The sequence below is a fragment of the Ornithinimicrobium kibberense genome (assembly GCF_006519705.1).
GTDB classification, from domain to species: domain Bacteria; phylum Actinomycetota; class Actinomycetes; order Actinomycetales; family Dermatophilaceae; genus Ornithinicoccus; species Ornithinicoccus kibberensis.
The window spans coordinates 12983-28078 of record NZ_VFXM01000005.1 but is presented as its reverse complement, the minus strand read 5'-3'; the positions used below and the strand labels follow the sequence as shown (position 1 = coordinate 28078).

Genomic DNA, 15096 nt, shown 5'->3' with positions numbered 1-15096 from the left:
CCCTCCTGGGTGCGTCCTGCGTGACGTCCGCGGGGCCCCGTCCGCCGGTGCCGGTGCCCGGCGGCGAGGACGGTCGCTGTGGCACCCTGCTGCCCGTGTGGGAGCAGACCGACCGGGAGGGGTTGCGCGCGCGGGCCGGCGGGCACGCCTTCCTCCGCTGGACGACCGGTCCGACGGCGGTCGGGGTCGTGGGGCGCCACGGCTGGGCGGTGCTGACGCCCTGGCGGCCGGGGGGACGGCACTGGGGCGGTCTGGCGGTGGTCGCCCCCGACGCGCCGCAGGACGCGGAGACCGCCGCGCTGGCGGTGCTCACCGACGTGGCGCGGCAGCAGGGCGTCTCGCCCGAGTGGTTCTCGACCGAGCCCGGGCGGGCCCTGGCACCGCCCCCGGGGTATGCCGTGGACGGCGCGGGCGTGTGGGACCTGCTGTGGACGACCGAGGACCCGCAGTCCGCCGGGTCCCGCCGGGATCCTCCCCTCCACCACCTCGTCGAGCTGGAGGACCGGGCGGACGCCGCCGAGATCGAGGAGTTCGGGCGGCGGCACAACCCCACCTTCGAGGGGCTGCCGGGCCGCGGCTACGCCGAGCTGTGGCTGGGGGCCCGGGGCGCCGGGGGCGGGCTGACCGCGGTGGGCGCGGTGCACCGGCTGGCCTCGGGCGTGCCCCATCTCGCCGGGATCGTCGTCGACCCGGCCCACCGCCGGGCCGGTCTCGGCGAGGCGCTCACGGTGGAGCTGACCCGGTGGTCGCTGCGCTCGCACGGGGTGAGCACCCTGGGGGTGTACGCCGACCACGCCGACGCCCTGCGGCTGTACGACCGGCTGGGGTACCGGTTCGGGCAGCGCCTGCACACGCGGGTGCTGGCCCGCCGGCCGTGACCGCCCGGCCTGGCCGCTCGGCCGTGACCGCCCGGCCGCGACGAGTCGCCGTCGCGCACGGCGTCCTCTCGATCCCGACCTGCAGCGGCCTCCGGCTCCTGCAGCGGGTTCCTCCCCGCTCCAGGAACGGCTTCCTGTTGCAGGTGAGGCGGGGCTGCTCCGCGGAGCACCGCGCAGGGGCGCCGGCGGCGGCGGAGGCGCGCCTACGATGGGCGGCGTGAGCGCCGCCGACCCGACCCCCCGTGAGCGCTCGGCCGGGCAGGTCGCGGCCGCCCTGGTGGCCCTGGAGGCCCTCGTCCTGGCCGGGATCGCCGCGTTCTACCTCTACGAGCTGGCGATCGGCGAGGGGGACCTGATGATCGTCATCATGTCGGTCGTGACGATCGTCGTCTTCGTCCTCGGCCTGGCCTACACGGCCAAGGGCCTGTGGGCCCGGCACCCCCGCGCCCAGGCGCCGGCGATCGCGGCCAACTTCCTGCTCGTGCCCCTGGGGATCGCGATGTTCCAGTTCGCCCCCTGGTGGCTGGCCGCCCTCGTGCTTGCCGTCGGGGCGACCACCGTCGCGGCCGCCTTCCTCATGGGACGGCTGGAGGCCCGTCCGGCGCCCTGACCTGCACCCGGGTGCACCGGCCGCGCACGACGAGCACGCCCCGTCCGGGCACGCGGACGTCCCCGGTGGGCAGGTCTACGGCCAGCGGTGCGCCGTGACCCGCCCGCGACGGCTGGAGCACCAGGCCGGTCCGGTGGCGGCCCACGAAGGGCACCGCCCCGCGGAAGGATGAGGCGCACGCGGTCAGCTCCCCGCCGACGAGGAGCCGTCCACCGGTGCGCGCGGCCCAGTCGAGGACGACCTCCTCGGTCCGTGAGCCGACGAGCAGGTGCGTCTCGTCCAGCACCACGGTGGCGACCGGGCCGTCCAGGGCCACGGACAGGTCCTGCTCGTCCCAGGCACCAGGTCCGGGGACCCACAGCACGCCGGCGTGGAGGAGGTCCCGCGTCCCTTCGCCGTCCGCCTCCGTGCGTGTCCCACCGCCGGGCATGGCCGTGCCGGCCAACGTCGCGAGGGCATGGGTCACCCCCGAGGCCGGGGGACCGAGCACCAGCGCGGACCCGGTGGGCAGGGGGATCGCTGCGGCCTCGTCCCCGCCGACGGCCCACGGTCCGTCCGGGGGGAGGTGGCGCGGGAGCGGCCTCAGGCGCGGCGGAGGATCGCCCCGGGGCGGTTCCACGTCGTGCCCGCCGGCCGAGGGGAGGACGACCTGGGCGACGAGCCCGTCCCGGGTCCGCACGGCCCGGCCGGGCGGGCGCTGCCCCGGCACCTGCGCCGGCCGAAGACCGGCGGCCACCACGTCGGTCGGGTCGTGGGTCGGCAGCAGCCAGGTCTCCGGCACGTGCCGCGCGACCGTTCCGGCGACCAGCTGGCGGTCGCCGGTGAGGATCACCGAGACCCCGACGGCAGGCCCGTCCCGCAGGAGCCGTTGGGTCAGGTCGCGCACGTCGTGACCGCAGTCCTCCTGCTCCTGCACCCAGCGGTCCCACCCGTCCACCACGACGACGACGGGCGAGCTCCCGGCCCGGTCCTCCTGGCGGCGTCGCTCGACGGTCCGGCAGAGGGCACGGAGCACCGCGGTTGCGTGCGCGGGGTCGTCCGGTCCCACCCACGCACGCAGCCCGGGATGCCGGGCGACCTCCGTGCCGTCCAGGCCCCGGGCCGGGTCGACGACGTAGACCCAGACCGGACCGGCCGCGGCGAGGAGCGCCCGCGCCGCCGTCGTCCGTCCGCTGCGGGGTGCCCCGACGAGGGCGACGTGCTCCGTGGCGCCCCAGGTCAGCGCCTCCCGGGACTGCTGCTCGGGCCGGTCGGCGAGCGCCCACGTGCCTGGGTCCGGCGGGTCGAGCCGGTCGGGCAGCGGCGGGCACCAGACCGCCCGGGCGTGACCGACCGGAATGGCGTCCCCGGACGGTTCCTCCGCGGCGCGGCGCAGGTGGGGGACGAGGTCCTCGACCGGGTCGGAGCACGCCTGGTCGGCGTGGTCCCCGGCCCGCACGGCAGCGTCCGCGCCCGTCAGGGCCCGCCAACCGGTCCAGACGTCGGGCACCTCCCGGACGGCGGCCCAGGAAGGGTTGCCGCAGGTCAGGACGTCCTGCGCGTCCTGGCCTCCCGCTCGTCGCGGGGGTCCGACCGGTGCGGCCTGGAAGCGGCGAGGCGGTCCGGCGCCGGTCCGCAGCAGCGCGGCGCCGGGGCGGTCCTCGGGCAGGTGCGCGGCGTCCGGAACCTCCAGCACGTCGAGGCTGTCGGTCACGTCCCGGACGCGGAGGGCCACCCGCAGGTTGACGTTCGCCCGCAGGTCGGGGGTGACCGCACCGGCCGGACGCTGGGTGGCCAGCACGAGGTGCACGCCCAGGCTGCGGCCGACGGTCGCGACGCGCACCAGCCCGCCGAGGAAGTCCGGCATCTCCTCGGCCAGGACCCGGAACTCGTCGACCACGACGAGCAGCCGGGGGACCGGTCCGTCGGCCCCGACCACCGCGCGCAGGCCGGCCTCCGCCAGCACCCGTTCACGGCGCCGGAGCTCGGCCTGCAGGGAGACGAGGACGCGTTGCGCCAGGTAGGGGTCCAGGTCGGTGACGAGCCCGACGGCGTGCGGCAGCCGCGCCAGCTGACCCAGCGAGGAGCCTCCCTTGTAGTCCAGGAGGAGCACCCCCAGCCGGGACGGGGGACAGGTCAGGGCGAGCCCGGCCACCAGCGTGCGGAGCAGCTCGGACTTGCCCGCACCCGTCGTCCCGGCCACCAGCGCGTGCGGGCCGTCCCGGACCAGGTCCACGGCCACCGGGCGGCCCTGCCCGTCGGTGCCGACGGGCACCGGCAGACCAGGGGGGTCGCCGGAGGCGGCCCAGCCTCGCCGGACGTCGGCGGCCCCGGACGGCCAGGGGAGGAGGTCACCGAGCGCGGCGTCCCCCGCGCCCGGGGCGCCCGCCTCCACGGGGAGGTCCTCGTCATGGCCGCCGAGCACGCGCGCCAGGTGGCGGGCGCGTGGCAGGTCGAGCATCGTCGGGAGGAACGGCACGTCGGGGTCGCCGGGCCGGCGCAGGACGGCGTGCGTGGCGTCGCGCACCTCCACCCGGGCGTGTCCGGCAGGGGCGTCCCGGACGTCGTCGACCAGGGCCACGTCCTGGCCCCACCGCAGCTGCAGGGGTCCATCCTGCGACGCCGGGCGGGAGTGGGGCAGCCAGGCGAGCAGGTCCCACGGCCCGGGCGGCGTCGCGTCGGGGTCGAGCAGCACCGCGAGGGCGGACGGCGGATGGGTCGTGGCCGCCTGCAGCAGCAGGGACCGGACCAGGCCGTCCCGGAGCGGGGACGGTCCGACCACGACCAGCGGCCTGCCCAGGTCGAGGACGAGCGGCGCGTCGTCGTGGACGCCCGCTCGGCCGTCGAGGCGCACCGCCGACGCGCACCGGGACCGGCCGAGCACCACCTCGAGCGGCTCCGTCGCCCTGGCCCACAGCTCGGTGGAGACGGTCGGCAGCAGGGTGGCGACGACCCCGCCGAGGCCGGGGTGCCGGGACCGCAGCCGGGCCAGGTCGGCCTCCGTCGCGCGCCGGTGCTCCCGGGCCACCGCGCCGACGTCCTCGAGGTGCCGGGCGCAGGCCGCCCGGTGCTCGGCCCGGGCCCTGCGCCGTTCCCCCAGGTGGTGGCCGAGCATCATCGCCGGCGCCATCAGTCCGAAGAGGAGGAGGAACGGCATCCGCAGGACCGCCGCGAGCACCACGGAGGCCGCCAGGGGAAGCCCCCAGGCCCAGGCGCTGGGCGGGTGCACGACCGGTGGCTCCGGCGGCGAGGGGGTCGTCAGGTCCGCACCAGGTCGGTCGGGGACGGTGCGCGGCCACGGTCTGACGAGCGAGCGGCCGCCCCAGGGGCGCACGGCCGCCGGGGCGCCCGTCCGCGTCAGCAGCCTCAGCCGGGAGCCGCCGACGATCAGGTCGCACCCGGGCGGCCAGCGGCGCGTCCCGTCATCGTCCTCGCGTCCGGGGGACCAGCGCAGCCCGTTCGTCGACCCCAGGTCGTCCAGGACGACACCGTCACGGTCGAGGCGGACCCGCAGGTGGCGCCGGGACAGGCTCCGGTCGTGGATCGTCAGGTCGCACGAGGGGTCCCGGCCCACGCTCACCCAGGCACCGGGCACCAGGGGAACGCCCGCCCCCGCGTCCGGGCCGTCGGCGACGACGACCCTGGGCAGGGGAGGTGGGGGAGCCGGGACCGGGGCCCCCACGGCATACCCGTGCAGGGGCTGGTCGGACGGCGGCACGGGACCCGGCCAGCCCAGCTGGGCGTGGACCTGCGCCGCGGTGACCCCGTCCGCCCCCTCGACCACGGCGTACCGGGGTCCCCGGCGGCCCGGCAGGGTGATCATCGCTCGCACCGGGACATGGTGGCGTCGGCGCGGCGTCCGCCGGGCCGGCCGTCCACAGGCGCGGCGTCGTCCACAGATTCGGTTCGGGTTTGGTCAGGCTTTGGCAAAACCTCTTTACAGTCGAGGCCCGTGGTTGGTCGCATGGTCCGCGCGTGGGCCGGTGGCCCCGGGACGACGTTCGCGAGCGACAGGGGGAGAGGCAGTCCATGCAGGCCACCGCAGTGCACGCCCTCGAGGAGGACGTGCGTGAACTGATCCGCCGTCGGCGGCTCGATCCCACGAAGGACGAGCTGGAGGTCCGGGACCTCATCGGCGAGGTGCTGGACGAGTACGACGAGCGCGCTCTCCTCGGGGGGCTAGAGCCCCTCGGCGACCGGCGGGAGGTGCGCCGGGCGCTGCTGGAGTCGGTGGCCGGGTTCGGACCGCTGCAGCCCTACCTGGACGACCCCTCGGTCGAGGAGATCTGGATCAACGAGCCCCACAAGGTGTTCGTGGCACGGCACGGCCGTCCGGAGCTGACGCCCACGTTCCTGACCGAGCAGCAGGTGCGGGACCTCGTCGAGCGGATGCTGCGCAGCTCGGGGCGCCGGGTCGACCTGAGCAGCCCGTTCGTGGACGCCTCCCTCCCGGACGGCAGCCGTCTGCACGTGGTCATCCCGGACATCACCCGCCGGCACTGGGCGGTCAACATCCGCAAGTTCGTCGTCGCCGCTGACGACCTGTCCGACCTGGTCCGCCTCGGCAGCCTCACGCAGGCCGCCGCCGACTTCCTCGCGGCCGCCGTGGCGAGCGGCCTGAACATCCTGGTGGCCGGGGGCACCCAGGCCGGCAAGACCACGATGCTCAACTGCCTGGCCGCCGCCATCCCTCCCCACGAGCGGGTGGTGACCTGCGAGGAGGTCTTCGAGCTGCAGATCAACCAGCGCGACGTGGCCGCGATGCAGTGCCGGCAGGCCGGTCTCGAGGGGACCGGCGAGGTGCCTCTGCGGCGGCTGGTGAAGGAGGCGCTGCGGATGCGGCCGGGCCGCATCGTCGTCGGCGAGGTCCGCCAGGAGGAGAGCCTCGACCTGCTCATCGCCCTCAACAGCGGGCTGCCGGGCATGGCCACGGTCCACGCCAACAGCGCGCGGGAGGCCGTGACGAAGATGTGCACCCTGCCCCTCCTGGCGGGGTCCAACGTGTCGGCAGGCTTCGTCGTCCCCACGGTGGCCTCGTCGGTGGACCTGGTGGTGCACCTGGGCATGGACGCCGACGGTCACCGGAGGGTCCGCGAGATCGTGGCCCTGCCGGGGCGGGTGGAGGGGGACGTGGTCGAGACGGCCGACATCTTCGTCCGGGTGGGGCAGGACCTGGTCCGTGGGGACGGGTTCCCGCCGCACCCCGACCGTTTCGCCCGGGCGGGCCACGACCTGGGCCGGCTCCTGGGGAGGGGCTGATGGCGGGGGCGTTCTGGGGGCTGCTGCTCGGCCTGGGCCTGGCGAGCATCTGGTGGTCGTTCTGGCCCCGGGAGGTGGCGCCTGCCCCCGCCGCAGGGCAGAACCGGCTGGACCGGCTGGGCGACGAGATCGTCCTGGCCGGGATCCGAGGGCTGGGACCGAGGACCTTCCTGGGCTCCACGGTCGTTGTGGCGCTCCTCGTGCTGCTGCTGGCCTACGCCCTGACCCGGGTGTGGTCGGTCAGCCTGTGCTTCGCGGTGATGGCCGCGTGGGCGCCCTTCGCCGTGGTCCGCGGGCGTGCCCGGTCCCGTCGGAGCACCCTGCGGGAGGTGTGGCCGGATGTCGTGGACCACGTCCACTCCGCGGTCCGGGCCGGGCTCGCGCTGCCGGAGGCGCTCGTCCAGCTCGGGGAGCGAGGCCCCGAGGAGCTGCGTCCCCAGTTCCTGGAGTTCGGCCACGACTACCGGGCGACCGGCCGCTTCTCCGAGTCCCTCGACCGGCTCAAGGAACGGCTCTCCGACCCCGTGGCCGACCGGCTCGTGGAGGCCCTCCGGCTGGCCCGCGACGTCGGCGGCACCGATCTGGGGCGGGTGCTCCGCGCACTGTCCTCCTTCCTGCGGGAGGACGCCCGGGCGCGGGCCGAGCTCGAGGCCCGGCAGTCCTGGACCGTCAACGCCGCCCGGATGGCGATGGCCGCCCCCTGGGCCGTGCTCCTGCTCCTGGCCACCCGCGGCAGCACCCTGGAGGCCTACGGCACGCCGGCGGGCGCCGTCGTGCTCGCCGTCGGTGCGGGCGCGAGCGTGCTGGCCTACCGGCTCATGCTCACGATCGGGCGGCTGCCCCAGGAACAGCGGGTGCTGCGGTGATGCTGCCGGCGTGGTGGGGCGCGGTCCTCGGTCTGGGGCTGGGGACCGGCGTCCTGCTCCTCTGGGCCGGGCTGCCGGTGAACCGGCGGGTGGACCTGGCCGACCGGATCGAGCCCTACTTGGACCGCGCGCCCCGACGCTCCCGGCTCCTGCGCCTCGACGATCCCCGGCCCTGGCGCCTCGCCGACGTCGCCGCCCCCCTGACACGCCGCGCGGCCACCCTGCTCGACCGGGCCCTCGGCGGGACCGGGTCCGTCCGCTCACGGCTGCACCGGGCAGGCCTGCCCGCCGACGTCGAGGCCTTCCGCACCCAGCAGGTGCTCTGGGGGATCGGAGCCTGCGTGCTGGCGGCAGCCCTCGGCTCGGTGCTGTGGTGGACCAGGGGAGCCAGCGTCGTGGCCCTCACGGTCCTCGTCGCCTGCGCGTTCCTGGGCGGGGTCGTGCTGCGCGACACGGCCCTGACCCGCTCGGCGAGGCGCCGGGAACGGCGGATCATGGCCGAGTTCCCCGCCGTGGCCGAGCTGCTGGCCCTGTCGGTCACCGCCGGCGAGGGCACGGTCCAGGCGCTGGAGCGGGTGACCCGGCTCTCCTCCGGCGACCTCGCCGCCGAGCTGGAGATCTGCCTGGCCGAGGCGCGCACGGGAGCACCGCTGCCCGAGGCGCTCCAGGCCCTCGGGCGCCGCACCGGGCTGGGGCCGATCACCCGGTTCGTCGACGGCCTGGTCGTGGCCATCCAGCGGGGGACGCCGCTGGGGGAGGTGCTGCGTGCCCAGGCCGCCGACGCACGCGAGTCCGCCCGCCAGTCCCTCATCGAGGAGGGTGGTCGCCGCGAGATCACGATGATGGTCCCGGTCGTCTTCCTCGTGCTGCCCGTCACCGTGCTGTTCGCCGTCTTCCCCGGAGCATCGATGCTCCAGATCACGCTGTAGACCCGCCCCGTCGGGCCACCCCGACGGCACACCACCACAGCCGCCGCCGTGCGGACGACCGAGAGAGAAGGACAACGAACCCATGAAGCGATCCACCACCCTCCGCAGCCCCGGCAGCCCGGGGTCCGTCGGCGCCGGAGGTGCGCTCGCGGACCGCGTGCGTGCGTGGGCCGCCGAGCCGGAACGTGGCGACGTCCCCGGCTGGGTCCTCATCACCATCATGACGGCGGGTCTCGTGGCGGCCCTGTGGCTCGTCGCCGAACCGCTGCTGACCCAGCTGTTCACCACCGCCGTGACCAGCGTCGGGACGTGACCGGGGGCCCGTCGGACCGGGGCGCCGCCGTGACCGAGTTCGCCCTCCTCGCGGGGATGGTCTCGGTGCTCCTGCTCGCGGCGGTCCAGCTCGCCTTCGCCCTGCACCTGCACAACACGGCGACCGCCCACGTCGTGGAGGGGGCCCGCCACGGTGCCCGGGCCGACGCCGGGCCGCAGGACGGCGCCCACCGGGCCCGGGAGCTCCTCCGGGACAGTCTCCCCGGCACCAGCGGGGTGGCGGTGTCGGCCCGGCGCACCGCCGCCGACGGGGTGCAGGTCGTCGAGGTCAGCGCCTCGATGGCCCTCCCCGTGCTCGGCCCGTTCGGCCCGGCCGACCGGATGGTGGTCACCGGGCAGGCCTACGCGGAGGACCAGTGAACGGCTCCGCGGGGTCGTCCGGCCGCGCCTGGGCGCCGGACCGAGGATCGATGACCGTGGAGGTCGCCTTCCTCCTCGTGCTGCTGGTCGTGCCGCTGTTCTACCTGGTGGGCACGGTCGGACGCGTCCAGGCGGGGGCCTACGCCGTCACGGCCGGGGCGAGGGAGGCGGGGCGCAGCTACGTGACCGCCGACTCCGTCGACGAGGCTGCGGGGCGGGCCGAGGCGGCGGCCGGCCTGGTGGCCCAGGCGCACGGCTTCGCCCCGGGGGACCTGCGGCTGGGCCTGGCCTGCGGCGGGCCCGGCTGCCTGGAGCCGGGCGGTGCCGTCGTCGTGGACGCGGTCGTGGAGGTGCCCCTGCCGCTCGTGCCCGACTTCATGATCGGCCGGGTCCCCTCGACCGTCCGGCTCACCGCCCGGCACACCGAGCCCGTCGACGAGTTCCGGACGCGAGGATGATAGCCGGACGGGTGGATCCCGAGGCCGGGCAGGTCAGCATCCTGCTGGTCGGCATGGTCGCGGTGGCGCTCTCCGTGGTCCTGGGGGTCGTAGGCGTCACCTCGGTCCAGCTGGCGCGGATCCACCTGCTCGACGCCGCGGACGCGGCCGCGCTGGACGCCAGCGACGCGCTGGACGAGGCGACCGCCTACTCCTCGGGCGTGGGCTCGGGGGTCCCGCTCACCAGCGCCGGAGTGGCCGAGGCCGCCCAGGCCCACCTGGCCTCCCGGAGCCTGCCGTCCCGACTGACCGGGTGGCAGGTCGCACCCGGCACCGGCACGCCGGACGGGCGGACGGCGGTGGTCGTGCTCACCGGGGGCGCCCGGATCCCGGTCCTCACCCCGGTGCTCTCGACCTTCGGGGGCTCGGTGCCGATCACCATCACCTCGAGGGCCCGCAGCGACCTCGAACCTTGACTCGTGACGCCTCGCAGGAGGTATGCCGTCCCCGCGCGGCCCGCGCGGCCCGCGCGGTTCGAGCCGCCCGTCGGCGCCTGGGAAAATGACCCGGTGCCTCCCACCACGGTCGACCTGACCACCACCGTCTTCGAGGCCGTCCTGTTCGACAACGACGGCACCCTCATCGACTCCCGCGGGCCCGTCGTGCGGGCCTGGACCGCCTGGGCCGAGCACCACGGCATCCCCCTGGAGCGTCTCGTCGGCCTCCACGGGGTGCCCAGCCGGGGGATCGTGTCCAGGGTTGCGCCCCACCTGGACGTGGACGCGGCCACGGCCGACATCGACCGGCGCGAGCTCGAGGACGCCGAGGGCGTGGTCGCGCTGCCGGGGGCCGGGGACGCGCTCGCCGCCGTGGGCGGGCGGGCCGCGATCGTCACCTCGGCCGGTCGCGACCTGGCCGTCCTGCGGCTGGACGCCGCCGGGCTGACACCGCCGGCGGCCTTCGTGACGGCCGACGACATCACCCGGGGCAAGCCCGACCCGGAGCCCTTCCTGCTGGGCGCGCGGAAGCTGGGCGTGGACCCGGCCCGCTGCCTCGTCGTCGAGGACGCACCGGCGGGCCTGCAGGCCGGTCGGGCGGCCCGGGCGGCCACCCTCGCGGTGACCACGACGAGCGAGGTCCACGAGCTGGCGCCCCTGGCCGACGCCGTGGTGCCAGACCTGTCGCAGGTCACCTTCCGGCTCGTGGAGCACGGCGTGCGGGTGGAGCTGGCCTGACCCCGGTCGGTCACGTCCGGGGCAGGTGCTCCACGACCGTCAGGACGCGGCCCGGGCTGTCTCCCGACCGTCGACGACCGGCACCTCGAGGTCCGCGAGGAGGGCGCGGACCCGCTTCTCCAGCTCGTCGGCGATGCGCCGGGCGGTCTGCAGGTCCTGGGCGTAGGGGTCGTCGACGTCCCAGCGGACGACGCGACGCCCGGCGTGGTCGACCTCCTCCTGGCAGCAGCCGATGAGGACGATGACGTCCGCGGCGTCGAGGGCGTCGGCGTGCACGGTCTGGGGAAGGGGGTTGCGCAGCTCGATGCCCCGCTCGGCCAGGACGGTCACCGCGTGCGGGTTGAGCCGGCCCGTCGGGTGGACGCCGGCCGACCGCACGAGCACCCGCCCGCCGGAGAGGTGCTCGGCCAGGGCCCCCGCCACCTGCGAGCGGCCCTCGTTGTGCTCGCACACGAACAGCAGCTTGGGCAGCGGGGAGAGCGGCCGACCCTCGGCGCGGGCGGTCGCGAGCAGCTCGTCGCGGGCCCAGTGCTCCAGGAGGGCGGGGATGAACTCGGGGTGGCGCCCGTTCTCCTCCAGCTGCCGCCGCCCCCGGGCGACCACCTCGGCCACCTCCTCGGCGCTGAAGCCTGCGGCGAAGCGCTCGGTCAGGTCGCGCTGGACCCGGCGCAGGGTGTGCTCGTACATGGGGCTGCGCGCCTGCATGTCGCACCTCCGGTCAGGTGAACAACTGGTGAACACCAAGTGTACGCCAGGATCGGTCAGCAGGTGGGAGGTTCGCGAGAGGGAGTCCGCTCCGTCGGGCCCCGTCGTCGGGGGCGACAGGCCCCGGCGACCTACGTTAACGTAACCTACGGAACCGAAACCTACGCCTGCGTAGGTACCCGACCCGAAGGTGACCCCCCGCATGCCCGCAGTCGCTGCCGCATACCCCCGTCCTGCCGAGCCGGCCCCCGCCGCGCCCTCAGGCGCGCCCGAGCCCGCCGCCCAGCCGGGACCGGGCGGGACCGGGCGGCGCCGCCCCGTCGTCATCCAGGGCGGGATGGGGGTGGCCGTCTCCGGGTGGCGCCTGGCGCGCCAGGTCTCCACCGCCGGCCACCTCGGGGTCGTGTCCGGCACCGCGATGGACGCGGTCCTCTCCCGCGTGCTGCAGGACGGCGACCCGGGCGGGCACTACCGGCGGGCGCTCGCGCACTTCCCCTCGCAGGCGATGGTCGAGCGGGTGCTGGGCAAGTACTTCATCGAGGGTGGTCGCCGCCCGGACACGCCCTACAAGCCGATCCCCAAGCTGACGCTGCAGACCGCGCGCGCCGGTCAGGAGCTGGGCGTGCTCGGCAACTTCGCCGAGGTGTGGCTGGCCAAGGAGGGGCACGACGGCCTCGTGGGCATCAACGCCCTGGAGAAGGTGCAGATGGCCACCCCGACCGCCCTGTTCGGCGCGATGCTGGCGGGCGTCGACTACGTGCTCATGGGCGCGGGCATCCCGCGGGAGATCCCCGCCCTGCTGCGGGCGCTGGCCGCCGGGACTCCCGGACGGATCAGCGCCGACGTGGCCGGCGGCACGCTGCGCCGCCACGTCGAGGTCGACCCGGTCGACCTGCTGGGGGAGGACCTGCCCGCCCTGGTCCGGCCGGACTTCCTGGCGATCGTCTCGGTCGACCAGCTCGCGTCCTACCTGCACCGTGACCCGGACATCCGGCCCGACGGCTTCGTCGTCGAGCGTCCTCCGGCCGGCGGTCACTCGGCCCCGCCCCGCGGCAGGATGCAGCTCGACGAGCACGGCGAGCCCGTCTACGGCGCCCGCGACGAGGCCAACCTGGAGAAGATGGCCGCGCTGGGCCTGCCGTTCTGGCTCGCCGGCGCCTTCGGGACCCCCGAGCGGGTCGCCGAGGCCGTGGCCTCCGGCGCCGTCGGCGTCCAGGTCGGCACGCTGTTCGCCATGTCGACCGACTCCGGCCTGGCCGACGGCGTGCGGGCCCAGATGCTGGACCGGCTCCGGGCCGGGGAGCTGGACGTGCGCAACGACCCGCGCGCCAGCCCGACCGGCTTCCCCTTCAAGGTGGCCACCCTGGAGGGCACGGCCAGCCAGGTCGAGGTCTACGAGGCCCGCCCGCGCCTGTGCGACCTGTCCTACCTGCGCCAGCCCTACGAGCGCGAGGACGGCGAGATCGGCTACCGCTGCGCCTCCGAGCCGGTGCACATGTACCTCAAGAAGGGCGGCGAGCCCGAGGACACGGTCGGACGCAAGTGCCTGTGCAACGGGCTGATGGCCAACATCGGGCTGGGGCAGCACCGCAAGGACGGCTACGTCGAGGACACCCTCGTCACGCTGGGGCAGGACCTCGAGGGCGCGCAGGTGCTCATCCAGCGCCACCCCGAGGGGTGGACGGCCCGGCAGGCGCTGTCCTACCTGCAGGAGGCGGTCGCCACCTCCGCGTCGGGCCGCCTGGTGGCCATCGCCTGAGAGGCGCCGCCGGTCACTCCCCGGTCTGCCCGTCGACCAGCTCCCGCAGCAGGTCGGCGTGGCCGTTGTGCCGGGCGTACTCCTCCACCAGGTGGGTGAGCAGCCACCGCAGGGTGACCTGCTCCTGGCCGTCCCAGGCGGGGTAGGTCCGGTCCAGGGCGTCGGGGCCGCGCCCCAGGAGGTCGGCCACCACCGCCCGGGACCGGGCCACCGAGCGCTCCCACCGGGCCCTGACCTCGTCGGCCGGGAGCGTGTCCGCCGAGGTCCACGCCCGCACGAAGTCGGACCCGTCGTCGGAGCGCTGCCACTCCTCCGGCATCGGTGTGCCGGCGGCGCCCGAGGCGAGGTAGAAGTCCTCCACCCAGGCCAGGTGGCTCAGCAGCCCGCCCAGCGTCAGCCGCGAGGGGTGGGCGTCCAGCCTGCGCCGCAGTCCGGTCTCGTCCAGGGCCCGGGTCTTCCACCCCAAGGTCGCGCGCTGGAACTCCAGGAAGCCCAGCAGCGTGGCCGCCTCGTCGGCCACCAGCGGTGGCTCCGGTCGACCCTGGTCGTCGGTCCGGTTCTGCTCCATGGGCCCGAGGGTATGTCGTGGGCGGGTCGGTCCGCCCGGTCCGAGCGCGTAGGCTTGACCCTCGTGGCAGTCGACTTCGAGAACGAGATCAAGCAGCTCCGCGCGACGATGGCGTCGGTGCGGGACGTCACCGACCTCGACCGGCTGCAGGAGCAGATCACCGAGCTGGAGACCGAGGCGTCCTCGCCGAACCTGTGGGACGACGTGGACCACGCGCAGAAGGTGACCTCCTCGCTGTCCCGCGCCAAGGCCGAGCACGACAAGGTCACCGGCATGGACGCCCGGATCGACGACCTCGAGGCGCTGGTGGAGCTGGGCCAGGAGGAGAGCGACGCCGAGACGATGGTGGAGGCCGAGCGCGACCTGGCCAGGCTGCGCAAGGACGTCGAGCAGCTGGAGGTGCGCACCCTGCTCAACGGGGAGTACGACGAGCGCGAGGCCGTGGTGACGATCCGCGCGGGCGCCGGGGGCGTGGACGCGGCCGACTTCGCCGAGATGCTCATGCGGATGTACCTGCGCTGGGCCGAGCGGCACGACTACCCCACGACCGTGCTGGACACCTCCTACGCCGAGGAGGCCGGGCTGAAGTCGGCCACCTTCGAGGTCAAGGTGCCCTACGCGTTCGGCACCCTGGCGGTCGAGGCGGGCACCCACCGGCTCGTGCGGATCAGCCCGTTCGACAACCAGGGGCGTCGGCAGACCAGCTTCGCGGCCGTCGAGGTCATCCCGCTCATCGAGTCCACGGACAGCATCGACATCCCCGAGAACGACCTGAAGATCGACGTCTTCCGCTCCTCCGGCCCCGGCGGGCAGTCGGTCAACACCACCGACTCGGCGGTGCGGATGACCCACATCCCCACCGGCACCGTGGTCTCGATGCAGAACGAGAAGAGCCAGATCCAGAACCGGGCCGCCGCGCTGCGCGTGCTCCAGTCCCGGCTGCTGCTGCTCAAGCAGGCCGAGGAGGCCGCCGAGCGCAAGGAGATGGCCGGCGACGTCAAGGCCAGCTGGGGCGACCAGATGCGCTCCTACGTCCTGCACCCCTACCAGATGGTCAAGGACCTGCGCACCGGGCACGAGGTCGGATCGACCAACGCGGTCTTCGACGGCGAGATCGACGACTTCATCGAGGCCGGCATCCGCTGGAAGCGCGGCCAGGAACGCGCGCAGGACTGACC

At 75.4% G+C, this 15096-nt stretch carries 15 protein-coding genes; 12 read left to right on the top strand and 3 right to left on the bottom strand.

Annotation, left to right across the window (positions count from 1 at the left end; genetic code table 11):
- The first annotated feature begins 95 nt into the window (after positions 1-95).
- Together FJR00_RS05125 and FJR00_RS05120 are read left to right on the top strand one after the other, a co-directional pair.
- The gene (locus FJR00_RS05125) at positions 96-878 is read left to right on the top strand and encodes a GNAT family N-acetyltransferase (RefSeq protein WP_202876595.1); all 783 of its coding nucleotides are present in this window, start codon (positions 96-98) and stop codon (positions 876-878) included.
- Between the two features lie 217 nt (positions 879-1095).
- The gene (locus tag FJR00_RS05120; protein ID WP_075957061.1) at positions 1096-1488 is read left to right on the top strand and encodes a hypothetical protein; all 393 of its coding nucleotides are present in this window, start codon (positions 1096-1098) and stop codon (positions 1486-1488) included.
- On the opposite strand, the gene FJR00_RS05115 is transcribed toward FJR00_RS05120, so the two are convergent.
- Complete coding sequence (locus FJR00_RS05115; protein WP_238330339.1) at positions 1454-5290, bottom strand: FtsK/SpoIIIE domain-containing protein; 3837 nt, start codon at positions 5288-5290, stop codon at positions 1454-1456. The two genes, FJR00_RS05120 and FJR00_RS05115, sit on opposite strands and share 35 nt — an antisense overlap.
- Before the next feature lie 206 nt (positions 5291-5496).
- Here FJR00_RS05115 and FJR00_RS05110 point away from each other — a divergent pair, with 206 nt between their 5' ends.
- The 8 genes from FJR00_RS05110 (at position 5497) to FJR00_RS05075 (ending at position 10886) form a co-directional block, all read left to right on the top strand.
- A complete protein-coding gene (locus tag FJR00_RS05110; protein WP_141337758.1) occupies positions 5497-6726 on the top strand; it encodes a TadA family conjugal transfer-associated ATPase in 1230 nt (409 codons plus the stop codon).
- A complete protein-coding gene (locus FJR00_RS05105; RefSeq protein WP_141337757.1) occupies positions 6726-7592 on the top strand; it encodes a type II secretion system F family protein in 867 nt (288 codons plus the stop codon). Before FJR00_RS05110 ends, FJR00_RS05105 begins: the two co-directional genes overlap by 1 nt.
- A complete protein-coding gene (locus FJR00_RS05100) occupies positions 7592-8521 on the top strand; it encodes a type II secretion system F family protein (RefSeq protein ID WP_075957082.1) in 930 nt (309 codons plus the stop codon). The genes FJR00_RS05105 and FJR00_RS05100 overlap by 1 nt, the downstream gene beginning before the upstream one ends.
- An 82-nt stretch (positions 8522-8603) precedes the next feature.
- Complete coding sequence (locus FJR00_RS05095) at positions 8604-8834, top strand: hypothetical protein (RefSeq protein ID WP_141337756.1); 231 nt, start codon at positions 8604-8606, stop codon at positions 8832-8834.
- On the top strand, positions 8831-9214 hold the full coding sequence (locus tag FJR00_RS05090) for a TadE/TadG family type IV pilus assembly protein (RefSeq protein WP_075957065.1): 384 nt from the start codon (positions 8831-8833) through the stop codon (positions 9212-9214). The genes FJR00_RS05095 and FJR00_RS05090 overlap by 4 nt, the downstream gene beginning before the upstream one ends.
- A 56-nt stretch (positions 9215-9270) precedes the next feature.
- The gene (locus FJR00_RS05085) at positions 9271-9672 is read left to right on the top strand and encodes a pilus assembly protein (protein ID WP_238330319.1); all 402 of its coding nucleotides are present in this window, start codon (positions 9271-9273) and stop codon (positions 9670-9672) included.
- 11 nt (positions 9673-9683) lie between these two features.
- Positions 9684-10127, top strand: coding sequence for a pilus assembly protein TadG-related protein (locus FJR00_RS05080; protein ID WP_238330318.1), 444 nt, complete (start codon positions 9684-9686; stop codon positions 10125-10127).
- Between the two features lie 93 nt (positions 10128-10220).
- The gene (locus FJR00_RS05075; RefSeq protein ID WP_238330317.1) at positions 10221-10886 is read left to right on the top strand and encodes an HAD-IA family hydrolase; all 666 of its coding nucleotides are present in this window, start codon (positions 10221-10223) and stop codon (positions 10884-10886) included.
- A 39-nt stretch (positions 10887-10925) separates the two neighbouring features.
- Here the strand turns inward: FJR00_RS05075 and FJR00_RS05070 are convergent, their stop codons facing one another.
- The gene (locus FJR00_RS05070; RefSeq protein ID WP_141337754.1) at positions 10926-11573 is read right to left on the bottom strand and encodes an arsenate-mycothiol transferase ArsC; all 648 of its coding nucleotides are present in this window, start codon (positions 11571-11573) and stop codon (positions 10926-10928) included.
- A 220-nt stretch (positions 11574-11793) separates the two neighbouring features.
- On the opposite strand from FJR00_RS05070, the gene FJR00_RS05065 reads away from it, so the two are divergent.
- Complete coding sequence (locus tag FJR00_RS05065) at positions 11794-13350, top strand: beta/alpha barrel domain-containing protein (RefSeq protein ID WP_337678383.1); 1557 nt, start codon at positions 11794-11796, stop codon at positions 13348-13350.
- Between the two features lie 13 nt (positions 13351-13363).
- Here the strand turns inward: FJR00_RS05065 and FJR00_RS05060 are convergent, their stop codons facing one another.
- On the bottom strand, positions 13364-13918 hold the full coding sequence (locus FJR00_RS05060) for a DinB family protein (protein WP_141337753.1): 555 nt from the start codon (positions 13916-13918) through the stop codon (positions 13364-13366).
- Between the two features lie 63 nt (positions 13919-13981).
- Here FJR00_RS05060 and prfB point away from each other — a divergent pair, with 63 nt between their 5' ends.
- Entirely contained in the window at positions 13982-15094 is a 1113-nt protein-coding gene (gene prfB, locus FJR00_RS05055; protein WP_075957069.1) for a peptide chain release factor 2, read from the top strand.
- The last annotated feature ends 2 nt before the right edge of the window (positions 15095-15096 follow it).